The sequence below is a fragment of the Corynebacterium sp. CQ3829_602738 genome (genome assembly GCF_054478435.1).
In genome coordinates, this window is the sequence record NZ_CM137003.1 from 329,852 (window position 1) to 343,435 (window position 13,584).

Below are 13,584 nucleotides of genomic sequence, written 5' to 3' on the forward strand. Positions count from 1 at the left end.
CCGGGCCTATTCGCTCGTTAAACGTCGCCCCAACGTGTACGCCGCCCAGTCTTCTCGTAAAGCGTCGGCGAATTTCAGGCCCCATAGTGCTTTCGGGTTCACCTGAGGGATGGGTCGCTTGGCTTCGGGCAGAGTGGACCACCATGTGATTCGATCTTTCACTTGTGAGGGCTGCACCCCGGGCAGTAGGCGAAGTCCCTCGTATCCAACTCGTTGAGCAGGGTCTACGAGAGCGGGGCCAACGCCCTCCACCTTCCCCAACGCAGCAAGGTAGGCCATGTTTTTCGGTCCGCCAGCGTAGGTGTACCAGCGGTAGCCATCATCAGTCTCAACGAATACTCCATCTGAAGAGACAGTTGAGCTCTCCATTGCGCGCACAGACTCGAGTGCTTCGATGGCGCGCTTGGTTAATCTCACGCCTGCAGGATCATCCCCCAGGAGCACTCGTCGCATTCCTTGTGAAACAGCTTCCCCGAAAGTCGGTCCCAGGAAGCCCCACTTGGCCACTCCGCGGTGATCTGTTGGTTCGACAAAGACGCGGTGCCGGTTCCAATCCACGTGGGTGACATGCCAATTTCTTCCGGCGAGGGCGAGCACAAGTACACGATCCTTGTCATCTGGCCCCACGAGGACTCGTTCCTCTACCGTGCCAATTTCGCGCTTACCATCGAGCACTGTGAATACCGGGGGAGTGGTAAAAGCGGACAGTAGAGACATGAAATGTTGCCTACCAAACCTTTGCTCAGCAGATGGTCCGATAAACGCGAAATCCCCGTCGACCTCGAGAAACCCCTCAGTTAAAAGAAAATCCATGATCTCTTGGGCGCTCATATCCAAAGAGTGCATTAGCGGGGTCGCGTCCCAGCGCTGCTGCCAATCGGAAAGTCGAACGGCGCCTGTGTGCAATGCAGCCGCGAGAATCTGTTGCGCAGCCAGGTGGCGTGGTGCTGGTGGAGGGATCACCGGTTCGACGTAGCCTTCGGACCACGCCGAGAGCATGCCAAGGGTGGGGAGCAGCTCCTTGTCATCAGTAGCAATAAATAAGCAATTGCGGGTAGTGCCCGGTCGACGTCCGGTGCGGCCGAGTCGCTGCAGGAAGGATGCGACGGTGCGCGGTGGCCCAACCTGAATGACGCGATCAAGGTCGCCCACATCGATGCCCAACTCAAGCGTTGAGGTTGCCACGATGAAGCAATTTCGGGCGTCTGCAAACGCTGCCTCAGAGCGACGTCGTTCCTCTGCGGATAGCGAGGAATGGGAAAGGTAAACCGTCTGATGTTGGCCACGGAGCGCAGCTGCAAGCTCCTCGGCACGGCGGCGTGAATCCACAAAAACCAAGCGTTTCTCGCCTGCGTGCAACTGTGAAAGCAGGAGTGCAACACGGGAAAGATCGTCGACAGAATCAACTGTTATGTCTGCTGGTGAAGGCCCCGCGCCGAAATCGATACCCGGAGCGATTACGCAGCCGGAGCGGTCGACTCCCCCTTGTAGCCAGCTCAGCAGCGTGTCCGGATTGCCTACGGTTGCGGACATACCGATTCGCTGGAGTTGCCGTCCCACGAGATGCTCGAGACGGGAAAGTACGGCGGAGAGGTGCCATCCACGATCGTCGCCGGCGAACGCGTGCACCTCATCGATAATCACGGTTTGCAGTCCGGCGAACAATTTCGCATCGTCCACCCCGGTGGAAACAAGCATCGCTTCAAGTGATTCAGGCGTGGTCAGCAAGATGTCCGGTTGGTCGCGCTGTATCCGTTTACGTGCTGATGCGCCTACATCACCGTGCCACACTTCGACGGTGCGACCGAGCCATGCTGCGTATGTTGAGAGTCTCGGGGCAAGGTTGTTCAGCAGCGCTTTTAGTGGGCAGATGTACAGTACCGACAGCCCAGACCATCCTTCTTCGGCCATTCGGGTGAGGACGGGAAAGATGGCGGCCTCAGTCTTACCGCCTGCTGTTGGGGCGAGCAGGATCGCGTCTTCTCCCGCCACGAGAGGCTCAACGGTGGCCTCTTGTAACGGGCGAAGCCCAGGCCAGCGAAGTGTGGAAACTATGTGGTGCTGGAGCACCGGAGAAAGACTGAAGATGCCTGACATAAGGAATCCCTACAGCTCGATATCGTCCGGATCCACTATTGGGCTCTTGCTTATCGACGACTCCGCGTCCACCGGAACCTCAAACACGTAATGCTGTCGCGGGTCGAAATTGGGGAAGTTATCCGTGGTCCGATCGAGAACATCGACAAGTTGGCGTAGGAACGATCGTGGGTCGATGCCAATTTGGGATCCGAGGCTCCCCGCGACGACGCCGGCGAAGTCGGAGACGTAAGTGTCGTCGACAAGCTGGAGCACTTGCGGTTTGTCTTGCGCGTACAGGTCACGCACCTTGATGCCAACCTCGACCAACTTTGGCAGGTCGAAGCTTTGCAGCCTGATCTGGGGGAGGCGGGGATTGTCCCACTTGGGGTCGCCTGAGAAGTTCACGTTGATGCGTGAATCAAGCGGGGGGAGACGTTTGACACCTTGGGTGCCTTCGAAGAACGCGGTTGTGCCGGTTATTAGCAGGTACATTCCGGGGTAACGGCCGTTGTCAAGCTCGTCGATCCACTGCCGGAGGGAGTTCAGGGCTTTCTCGCGGGTGTCGGCGCGCATGCGTTGAAGTGTCTCTACCTCGTCGAGAACGAGCAGCAAGCCAGCGTGCCCGGACCCACGAAGGATCTCCAGCAGTCCGCGGAAGAACCCCATCGCCGTGAAATGGTCGAGATCGCTCTTCACCCCTGCATAGCGCTTGACCGAGGCAGCGACGGAGGGCTGCCCACCGAGCCATGCTGCGAGCCCGTCAGCGACGGCGACATCGTCCGCTTCCACCGCGGAGCGGTAGCCACGCAGCGCAAGGGGAAATACAGGCGCCGCCTGTCCAACCACCGCAAGTCGCTCCTCCATGACTTCGCCAGGGTCGCGGCCCGAACTCATGGCGTCGAGTTCAACCTGGCCCAGCCAGCTATCCAGCACGCTGCGAAACGCCTGGTTGGGGTAGGAGGAGGTGCGCAACTGCTCAGTGGCGCGCCGATACACCGTTTCCAGCTTGTGCAGCGGAGTTTCGTTTTCGCTGATTTGAATTTCCGCTACAGCAAATCCTTCATCCAGCGCGATCTGCTCGATCCAGCGGGACGCGAAAGTCTTACCTGACCCGTACTCACCACGGATAGCTTTGAATGCGCCGCCCCCTGCCGCAACTGCCTTCAATTCATCTTCGATAGCCGGACGCAGATGGTCGAGTCCGACAGCGAGCTGATCCAGCCCGTCTGCAGGAACCGTGCCCTTACGTAGGGCGGAAAGGATGGCATCGCGGCGGGAACTGGAAACGGACATAGGTTTTATCCTTTCAACCCGAACTGATCAACGAGCAGGAGACGGTTGAATGTGACGTCCTGCCCATTCGTTCCGACGACCTGCACGCCGTCCATGTTCACCAGCTTCTGCAGGTTCGAGACCACGCCGCGTGTGAGCATGGGCGAAAGCTTGAGCATGGTGCGCAGGGTGTTCTCCTGGATCGCCCCGTTGTTGTTATCAATGGCCACCAGGATCTGTACTGGATCAATCTCCATTTGGCCGAACGTGGGGGTGGCCTGCAACCTGCGTTGGAACTCATCATTCTTGTGAAGCAGCTCGGCCCAGGCAGGGCCTGCCTCAAAACCAAGCGAAAGTTGGCCAGCATTCGGGGATACCTTGGTGGACCCGCTGCCGCCGGCAGGTTGTGAACCATGGGTAGCCGGATGTGCAGCCGCGCTAGGTTGCGCATCCCACCACGGCGGGGCGAACAGCGAAGTCGATAGGTCGTATCCGGGCAGCTCAGCATCCTGGGTAAGCACCGTCACCGGAATGACCGCCTCCTCCAGGGAGAGCCCTCCGTGATATCCAGCACGTTTTCTGGTGTTGCGAAGGTCCCGGTCAACGGCCAGAATTGCCCGTCCGCCGGGGGCGAGTACGCGGTTGCCGGCCACTTCCACCTCACCAACCTCCGGCTCGCCGACCGCCTCGCGCCACCGGGCGGAGATCACACCGCTTTCACCAGGGACCACGCCAGAGATGTCCGACAGGTGGCGCTCCACGACATGGCCATGGTCCGACACAAGCACCACGGTTCGTCCCACCTTGCTCGCGATATCGATCAAACTGGCAAGGTATTCGACATCTTTCACCGTCCACACACGTCCGAGCGTTTGGGACTTGTCCAACGCATCATCGATGGTGTTCAGCACGGCACCCACGAGCTTGGTGCGATGCGTATCCAGGATGGCGGCGCGCACGGAGCTGTCCAGGTGTGCAGCCAACTCATCTTTATGGAAAAGCTTTGCCTCCAACCGCTCGATGGCGCCCGCTGCTACTCCGCTGCCTTTGAACCAGGCTGTGAACGCATTCTTCTCCGTGTACTGGTTGCCCTCGCCCAACGCACCGGACAGCAAGCTGCTGCGTGAATACTTGGTCAGTGTTGGGTACACCGCAACTGCGGTAGTCAACTCCTCGCTCGCGGGGTAGCCGATCTTCCAGGCCCCATGCTTGCCCTGCAGCAGGTCAGAGACGAGGTCGTTGGATGCGGGCACGCTCATTCCATCCAACAGCACCAGTAGCACCGATTTATCAGTCTGAAGCAGTGGAAGCACCACCCGGTCAAGCACCTGTTCCGCCCCCACCACGGATCCTTGGCCAGCTTGAAGCGCAGTTGTGGATGCCGCCCGGCACGCAACGTGCGCGAAGCTGCGCCCTGCGGCGGTTCGCGCCTCATCGAACTGGGCCGCGAGCGCGCGGGCTGCGCGGGTCAGCGCTTCATTCGATGCACCGGCGTAAACGTGGTTGAGGCACACGTCGAAGAAACTCAGATCGCTACGGTAATATGCAAGCCATCCTGCGAGCTGCTGGGGGGCGGGAGATTGTTCCCGCTGCCGAAACGCCAACAAGCGCATCGCACTTTGTGCCACCACACGCTCAGCATTTGCAGGCGTGGCCCGGGCGTGCGCTAAGAGGAGTTTGAACCGCTGGTTGACATTGGTGCTGCCACTTCTCACACGCTCCTGTTCCAACGCTTCCCCGAAGTACGTTGCGCGGGCATCGTAGCCTGCGGAGCACACGGAAGAGCCAAGGAGCAGCTCCGGATCCCCAAAACCCTGGGGGGAGACAACGTAGCGTTCTGCTCGAGACAGCGGCTGCTGCACCTCCATCTCACCCAGACCCACCTGGCGTGCGCTGGTGGTCGCTGCGTCCGCCCACATAGCCAGTTCTTCTTCAGGCACTGCAGGGGCAACCAGCGTGGACCGGAAGACTGCTTTGGCTTGGTTGCGGGAATCCGGGTCAACGTTGGGGCACGTAAGCATCTCTGCAATGGCTCCGCCCTCGAGCAGGTAGCCGGGGCCTTTCTTACGCAACGCTTCGAGCGCTAGCCGTGAACGCCCTCCCAGCTGCTCACCCAACTCGCTCAGCGCTGCAGCTTGAACATTTTGGGGGAGTTCGGTGAACTCAGCCCAGCGCGTCTGCGCATCTGCACGAAGGGACCACTTGACAATGTCGTACAACTGGCTCGGGTAGTGCTGGGCGCCCAGCAGCGACCGAACGACCTCCCGATTGACATGCTGCCGGGTGAGCAACCCGGCCTCAGCTGGCCGGAGCGACAGCGTAGATTGCGTGCCGTCGGCATTGGTCTGTACCCGCGTGAGATATGCGATCAACGGCGGCACGTCATCGTTTGAGTCCACGACACCACGGCGGTGCCGCGTGGCGGAAAAGATCCCCCGCAACTGCGAAGTGACATCAAGGCGCATGACCACGCGCTGTGCGAGCTGTTCCTGCACATCTACCGGGATACTGGCCGTTGACAGGGGAGTGAGCACGACACCGGTCGTGAACTCCTCGCGCCTGCGAGCCAAATCGCCGACGTGAAAGCGCAAAGCGAGTGGGGTTGCCGCGTACCTCACCGCTACAACATGACCCTCCCCGCGAAGGGAATTGGGCAGGGTTGGATCACTTTCAGCATGTACAAGCACTACGGGGTGCCTGTGTTGCTTATCGGCAAAGTCCTGCGAGAGCCTAATGAGGTCGCGCGAGGAGATGGATTGTACTGGGTTCACTCGGTGATCCTCTCCACCACAATCCGATAGCGCGCCGTTGTATCAAGCGAATCGCGCACCTGCTGGAGTGCCGCGTCGATATCTGTGTCTCCGGCAGCTGCGTTGACTTCCAGGGTAGCGGCCACCCGGTCTGGCCGAATGACCACTGCCGGTGTTGGTGGAAGAGGATCCACCGACGGCTCCGGCGGCAGACGATCCACTGTTGGCTCTGGTTTGCCCGGAATCTGTCGTTTGATCCAGTCCCTCGCCTCTTCCAGCAAGACATCGACTGCGCTGCGGATTGGGCGCGTATTTTCCACCTCGTGGAGCGAGTTAGCGAAGGCTCCTACGATGCGTCCCGCGGTTTCGTCGCCGCTGTCGCGGCCCTTGAGCACCTCGTCCACCGCAAAGTGGAAGTCACCACTGGTCACGCGCTTCAGCTCGCGAGTAACCTCCGCTGCCTTCGCTAGGGAAGTATTGGCCTGGGTGTTGGTGAAACCGAAGATGCGGTCGGAGTCACCGCCATAGCTGGCAACAAGACGAACAGTGTCGGTCGGTGTTGGAGAGTTGCTCACCTGGCTGAGGAACGCATGGATCGCCTCTGCTAACTCGAGGCGCCGAGAGTGCTGTTGCACCCCAATAACATTGGTTGCGCTCCGAATCGCGGCAACCAGCTCAGTGGCCTCCTGCTCTTTCACTCCAGCAAACTCGCGGACTTGTTCGTGGAACCGTTGCAAACTGTCGCCTGTAAGGGCCGGGGGAAGTACATTTCCCGACAGCAACGCATACACGCGGTTTGCCTCGTTCCACTCGTGCCTATCCGGCAATTGAATGGGCCGGAGTTCCATGTTGCGATCCATTTCCCCTACCACTGGCGCAGATGCGATTGGGGAATGCTGGCGGTACCACGAGCGGTTATTTATCGCAGCCCAGGCGCCGACGAACAGGTCGACCGTGTCAGCGTTCAAGCTCTTCGACGCGTGCACCCGCTCAACGGCTTCACGCACTGCCTGCACAGTGACGGTGTCTTCCACGGGGAACCCCTGGCGCCGAAGCGAGGAATCGATACTGGCTAGGGTGATGCCCGCCGTTGAATCGTTAAAGATGAGGTGGGTTTCGTGGACCTCACCGAGGTTAAGCGGATTGATGATGCCCCGCATGAGCACGCGATCTCGTGCATCGATGTCGATGCGGCCACCTTCTGCAGTGGCGGCCTTGCGGATGTAGTTGAGCGCGCGGTTGAAATCGACGGCACGCAGTGCCCGGTCACTGCCGAATTTCGGATGCTCCGGGTAGCGCTTGTCAAACGCATCTTGAATGACCTTATCCACTGCATCCGCGAGTGTCGGTGCGCTGGGGATCTTGATGTCAAGTGACTGGTCCAGCGACTTCAGGGGGTCTTGCCCCTCGGGGAAGATTGCACCTGCCTTGATGCCGTACGCGGTGCGAAGACTATCCGCGAGCGCGATGGAAAGGTTCTCTTTGTGCTCGTTTAGCCTCTCTCGTACCGCATCGACCTGATCCGCCGCAATGCGTTGGGTGTAATCCCCCAACCGCCCTGGCGCTGTGACATGCTCGGTGACCACCAAATTGCCCAATTTGGTCATGGTGTCTTGGTTGAAAAACTGGGGTAGCCATACAACGGTGAAACGATCGCCGGCCCCGACGTTTTTCATTTCTTCCAGCCGAGCGTGATCGTCTGCCGGGGTGTACCCAGCTTCATCGAACGGGTAGTCCACCACGAAGCGGAGCGTGTCACGGAAAGGGGAAGCGAACCGGTCGACAGGCAAGTCTTGAGCACTGCGAACGTTGCCGAAAATCACGTCGACCGTGCGCGCGGTACCGCGCCATACAACTTCACGCTGGTAGGAGCCATCATTCGCAGGATTGACGTCCGCCACCCCGAACTCCTGCCGGAGGTCAACGCGGATCCTCTCCTTGCGCTTCAGAGGCGTGTCGACGGAGCGCGCGGAATTCATGACCTCTTCCCACGGCACCTCATCGATTACCAGCGAGATGATGGGGTTTGCCGAGTCAGGCTGGACCCTGACCTCCGGAAGGGAAGTCGACCACTGCCTCGCTTTCGTAAGAACCCGCGTCGTGGCGTCGCTGGAAAAAAGCGTGGTGATGGACCCGTGATTGAGGGCCGCCAGGCGGGGCGCCGTGAGGTTTTTCAACGCCGGTACATTCGGCGCCAGCGCTGACAGCACGAGCGTCTTGCCGAGGCGGAGGTCAGCTTGCACGTAACCCGGTAGCTCCGCATCGGGCACGTTCTCCTGGCCTTCCAGGTCGTTTGAGCGCAGGATCACCGGACGCAATTTGTTGTACCAAAAGGCGCGGCCTTTACTAAAGCGTTCCTGGGCAGAATCGTCGGTGCGATCGCTGCTGGTGACCAACTCTTCGAACGCATCTCCAACCGGGATGACCTTGTCAATCGTTCCCGTTTCGCGCTGTTGGATGAGCAAGTTCTCCATGACCTTCAACGCGGTACGTTCACGCTGCATGACAGCGGACATATGAACGAGGGTATCCACCAACGCCGGAGAGAACGGGTAAGTGAGCTTGAACTGCTCGTACGTTGCCGCTTGGTGCGTATCGGAGGTGTTTTCGCCGTTCAGCAGTGTTTGCAAAACATCCGGTTTTGACTGGAGTTTGGCCAAAGCCGATTCCAAATCCTGCCGGGCCGCTTCATCCCTGGGCGTAAGCAAGCGTTTGTGTGCAATCTCCGGCAGATTCTTCTCGCCCAACACGATGTTCTGGAAACGGCCCTCCTGGTGCGCGAGTGCTTCCTGGCGGGCGTTCAACGTGGAGCCAGAATCGAAGCTTGTGTCCACCCAAGTAGAGAGGTCGCGCTGACGGGCGACGAAGGAAATGACAGGGATGGGGAAGGCCTTTTGATCGCTTTCCACCAACAGCGTTAACTTCTGCACCTCGCGGGCGAAGGTGGCGGGGTCTGCGACCATGAACATGAGCCACAGGATGAGCTCGTCGAGGTAAAGCACGATCGCGTCGTATCCTTGCTCAGCGCCGAACTTGGACAGCTCATAGAGGCCGTCTGAAAGGCCAAGCCACTTCCCCTCCACGTTGCGCGAGGGGAAGAAGGATTTCTCTAAAGCTTCCGCCAAACGCTGGCGCTGAGTCAGGTCACCCGATGCGACAGCGGCATCGTAGTTCTCCGCGCTCCAGGTCGTGGAGGCATCACCACCCCCGCTGATTGTGGTGAAGAGCTTGGAAAGCGCGTCGTCTGACCCGTTCGTCCCAGTTTCGGCCGCGTGCTGGTTCAGCTCTTTGAAGAATTGTTCATCCCCGATTTTTGAACGAAGGTTTGAAGCATCTTCAAACAGGAAAGAATCTTCCCGCAGCCGCGGCATCGAAGCGTTGGGGTGCTGCGCTGCCAGCTGGTTGAGGATGGAAGAAAACAGGCGCTCCTCCACCGAATCGGAGCCGAGGAAGTGGGTAGTCAGCTGTAAGAGCCGTTTGGAAGCGAGCTTGTCATTTTCCGCAATGATCGGTTGAAGTTCCTCCACTTGGCGTGCTTCCGGGGCTTGCGAGAGGAGGGCGTACAGCACCGCCATGAAGTGGGACTTACCGGAACCGAAGTTACCGGTGAGGTACACGCCTTGGTTGTTGCCAGAATCGAGGGCGTTTTGTACGAACCCGAGCGCGCGGCGCAGATTTGCCGCAATGGAATCGGTGACCACGTACGACTCGAGCGTCTCCTGAATATGCTCCGGTGTGACCGATTCCCCGAGCTTGAGCACGAAGGTGTCACCTTGCGATTCGGGAATAGTGAAAATCTCGCCGAAGGTCTTTGCGGACCCGCCCGTTGCCATGCCGAACATTGCTGGTTCTCCTGCTTTTCTTGTTACCGCCTCGCGCGGTGACTACTTCTTACTTTTACCCTTCGCGCGTCTCGCGCGCCCGCGGGCTGGGTTGTATTGCTCAAGGTCTTCCAGTGAGATGCCGAGCTGATGTGTGTGCTCTTCGAGGTGCTGCGAGAGGTAGGAGCCCAAGCGTTCGCCGGTTCCAGGGTCGACATCGTTATGCCATTGCATAATCCACGGCAGTTCCTGTTGCAAACCGTTGAGCAGTGCGGCTTGGACTTCTACCGGCGCTTCTTCCTGTTTGCGCTCCAAGAAAAGACGGTAGATAGCCAAGCCCTGCTGCAGGTGATCCCATCCTGCCCATCCAATGACATCTGTTGGATCCTCTTCCGAACCCGCGCCCGGGTACGCAATGAAGCGTTCCTTGGGAACGTCAAGCTTCCCGCGGTGTTTCCACACCTCCGGGTACATGTCCGCTGAGGTGTAATTCGGCGGAACATCGACGTCCTTGCCATCGCGGGTACCCGCATCTTCCTCGCGTTGTTGCTCCCACGTGCGTTCCCACTCAGCGTGCTTGCGCAACCCGCTGGGCTTGTACCGCAGGGCCTTGAGAAAAGGCACCGACTCGCCCTTCAGCAGGTCTTCGAGCATCTGCAGCGTGGTGGCATCTCGCTTCTGGGACCAAAGCGGCAGCACCGAAAGAACGTCTGCGTACTCCGCGCGGGCCTCTATAACACCCGAGATCTCCGCGATGCTGCGCGGCTGGGGCATACCGTCCTGGTCGAACCAAATTCCGCCATCCTCCAGGCGAGTGAGTAGCCAGTCCCGCAATGCGGCACTGACTTTCTCCTCCCAAGGCTCAGAGGACCAACGACGCTTATATTCCGGCCTCTCAAGCAGATTGATGAAGCGGTCCGACTCGATCAGTTCAAGGCGTTTTTGAACCCTCGCCGCGTACTCCGATGACCAGCCCTCAGGAAGCTCCGTAATCGGTGTGGAGTGGTGACGTTCGAACCACGCAGTCTCTGTCTCACCCGAAGCAACTCTGCGTGCCAACGCGATCTCAAATGCGCGCTGGCCGAGCTCTATCCCCTCCACCGAGCCAGCAGGGAAAGAAAGATCCTCGTCGGTAATCCCATATAGTTTGTAAACCGCCCAGTCCAGCTCTTCCTGCTCGGTAATCATGAGGGAGCGGATGCGGTTGAATTCTTTCTCAGCATGTTTTAAAGCTGCATGCGAGGGGGTCTGCCGTGCGAACAACGCAGTTGGTTCCCAAACTTCCAAGCGCCCTGCGAGATCGTCAAGCGCTTTACCGCGCTCAAGCACGGCCCCAAGGGGAAGCGGGAATTGCCTCAAAGTGGTGCTGTTAAAATCGTAAAACTCGTCGAATTGCTCGTGCCGCGATTCCTGGTTTACTCCCCCAATTCCTTTGCCATGGCTGTTCTGTTTCAACCAGAATGCAGCGGTAGAAGAGTTCAGGATCGCGACTAGGTTGAGATGGTCCGCCTCCGAGGCGCTCGTGGGCAGTTTAATTACCGGAGCAGACTGCTTAAAAACCCTCGATCCACGGTCGAGAACAAAGTTGTTTTGGGTTGCAACGGAAGCGAAAGTGATAGATAGGGAAGTTTGATACTTCTGTTTGATCCACCGGTACCAGCTCCACCAAGGTGTCCCGTCTTCATTCCGGGGCCTGCCGTTAAATCCTTTAATGTTTGCAAGGATTGCTCTATTGGGCCACAAAAGTCGAAACCAATTTGATTCTGGGTCGAGAAGGATAAGTTCTTGGTCAAGGTCGTACGGCACCAAACCGACGTGCTCGCATCGAAGTCTCCAATCTCGTACGGAATCTCCCATCACGAAGTCTCGGACCAGTGGGAAATCGAGGCCAAGGGCTCTCAACCGATGAGGAGGGAAAGTGAGTGCATTATCCGCGCCGGGAAAACTAGCGAACCCTACCGAGTCAACGGGAAGTTGCTCTAAGCGAATGGAAAAGTTTTCGTCTATAAGCTGCGCTAGGTCGGGTGAAGCTCCGCCTTTCATACTCCACGGATGCTTGCTAATAAAACCTATGTCCAAGGCGGTGACTGTAATGTAGCGGTCTTCGTAGCCAACGTCGTCTACATGCTCGCGAACAGAGTTCCAGACAACGCCGCGTGCAGGATCGCGGGGGATGCCGGGTTCCCCTTCGCTACCGAGAACCCCTTTGACGGAAGCAGGAGAGTCTGGATAATTTCGCCCAATCAGAATGACAGTAGGCGTTCCGTGCCCAGGGATGTAGGCGCCCGAGGTGTCGATAATTTCTCGAAGCTCAACTTCCCGAAAGAATTTCTCGATCAGTGGTTTGCCAAATTCACGTTGCATGAACGAATTTGCGGTGATCTGTCCAACCCACCCCGGCGCGTTGGATGTGCCCTGCTTCTTGGCAAGACGGAAGAATTTGACCATAAAAGGGACTGTTAGGGCGTAAGTGCCCTTGCAATACTCCTTGTACCGCTGGCGAATGGCTTTGTTCTGTGCCGGATCCTTCGGCGTGATGTAGGGAGGGTTGCCCACCACCGCGTCATATTGATTCGACATCAAGACCTGATCAAGCCTTTGCTTATCTTCGGTGGAATAAGCAAACTGACGCTGGCCAGCCGAAGATAGATCCATGTCGAAGTCGATGCGGCCCATACTGTCCGGACCGAAGAACAGAGTGTCACCAGTAAGCACCGTGAACGTGGCCTCACGCGGTTCTTTAAGGTGTGAGTATTGTCCCGTCTTGTGCGCTTCAACGGTGAGGCGGAACGTGGTGATGGCCACCGCGTACGGGTTGATGTCGACGCCATAGATGGAGCCCATCGCACGGTTAGCGTGCACGCGAAGATCACCGGCCGGTTCTTGTCGGCGCCACCGTTCAAAGATCCGGCGGAACGCACCGATCAGGAAGTGGCCAGACCCGCAGGTGGGGTCAATGAGCTTGAATCCTTCAAGGGGGCGATCGTTCAGCGCTGGGGTAAGCGTACGGTCCAGAATGAATTCCTCCACGAACTCTGGCGTTTGCCGGAGCGCGTACTTCTTCTGGGCGAATTCCGAAAGGTGCTCGTACAAGTCGCCGAGGAAGCGGGTATCCAGGTCAGGATCTTTCAGTGCGCGAGGGTCCTCCTCATCCGGGTTAAAACCACGCCAGAACTCCACGATTGCTCGAGCGCCATCGTCGGTTGGGGTATAGATGTGAATCGCCGAGTGCTCCTCCACAAGCCCCTTGGTGGCTTCCGCGGTACTGAGCTGGTTCACGCAATGCTCGATGTATCCGCGGTAGGACTGTTCCGGGTGGCGGCGATACAGCTCCCGCTCGAAGTAGCGGGCAGCTTCACGCAATGGGGTGTTGTACCCGCTCAAGTAGGCCCTGCCCTCACCGAACAACTCATTATCTTCGATGAAACGGATGAAAACGGTGGCCACGACCCAGCCCACTGCCGCTTGGGTGAGCTGCTCCGTTTCCCAGTCGTCGTAGGCAACGCCAACGCGCTCGGCCTTCTTGGCGGCATCGAATTGCGCCCGCCAGGACGCCTTTTCTTCGGGGGTGCCGTTGAGGTGGGACCGCATATCGTCGATAAGCAACTGCACAAGCGGCCGCAGCATCTGAGTGAGTTCGTTTCCGGAATTCTTCGCCATGG

At 58.7% G+C, this 13,584-nt stretch carries 5 protein-coding genes; all 5 read right to left on the bottom strand.

The window, feature by feature from the left end; translation table 11 throughout:
• Positions 1 to 6: 6 nt before the first annotated feature.
• From ACX1NL_RS01510 to pglX, 5 genes are read right to left on the bottom strand one after another with little or no spacing between them, the layout of a single operon-like run.
• Positions 7 to 2,097, bottom strand: coding sequence for a DEAD/DEAH box helicase (locus ACX1NL_RS01510; protein ID WP_458898435.1), 2,091 nt, complete (start codon positions 2,095 to 2,097; stop codon positions 7 to 9).
• 9 nt (positions 2,098 to 2,106) lie between these two features.
• On the bottom strand, positions 2,107 to 3,372 hold the full coding sequence (brxD, locus tag ACX1NL_RS01515) for a BREX system ATP-binding protein BrxD (protein ID WP_458898436.1): 1,266 nt from the start codon (positions 3,370 to 3,372) through the stop codon (positions 2,107 to 2,109).
• A gap of 5 nt (positions 3,373 to 3,377) precedes the next feature.
• Positions 3,378 to 6,122 carry a BREX-2 system phosphatase PglZ gene (gene pglZ, locus ACX1NL_RS01520; RefSeq protein ID WP_458898437.1) on the bottom strand — a complete coding sequence of 915 codons (2,745 nt, stop codon included), beginning with the start codon at positions 6,120 to 6,122 and terminating at the stop codon, positions 3,378 to 3,380.
• Entirely contained in the window at positions 6,119 to 9,943 is a 3,825-nt protein-coding gene (locus tag ACX1NL_RS01525; protein ID WP_458898438.1) for a DUF6079 family protein, read from the bottom strand. Before ACX1NL_RS01525 ends, pglZ begins: the two co-directional genes overlap by 4 nt.
• A 42-nt stretch (positions 9,944 to 9,985) precedes the next feature.
• Positions 9,986 to 13,582: a BREX-2 system adenine-specific DNA-methyltransferase PglX gene (gene pglX, locus ACX1NL_RS01530; protein WP_458898439.1), complete on the bottom strand. Its 3,597-nt coding sequence runs from the start codon at positions 13,580 to 13,582 to the stop codon at positions 9,986 to 9,988.
• Positions 13,583 to 13,584 lie beyond the last annotated feature (2 nt).

Bases quoted from the DNA above. Each gene is read 5' to 3' on its own strand.
- brxD (WP_458898436.1), bottom strand. From the start codon at position 3,372: ATGTCCGTTTCCAGTTCCCGCCGCGATGCCATCCTTTCCGCCCTACGT.
- pglX (WP_458898439.1), bottom strand. From the start codon at position 13,582: ATGGCGAAGAATTCCGGAAACGAACTCACTCAGATGCTGCGGCCGCTT.
- ACX1NL_RS01525 (WP_458898438.1), bottom strand. From the start codon at position 9,943: ATGTTCGGCATGGCAACGGGCGGGTCCGCAAAGACCTTCGGCGAGATT.
- ACX1NL_RS01510 (WP_458898435.1), bottom strand. From the start codon at position 2,097: ATGTCAGGCATCTTCAGTCTTTCTCCGGTGCTCCAGCACCACATAGTT.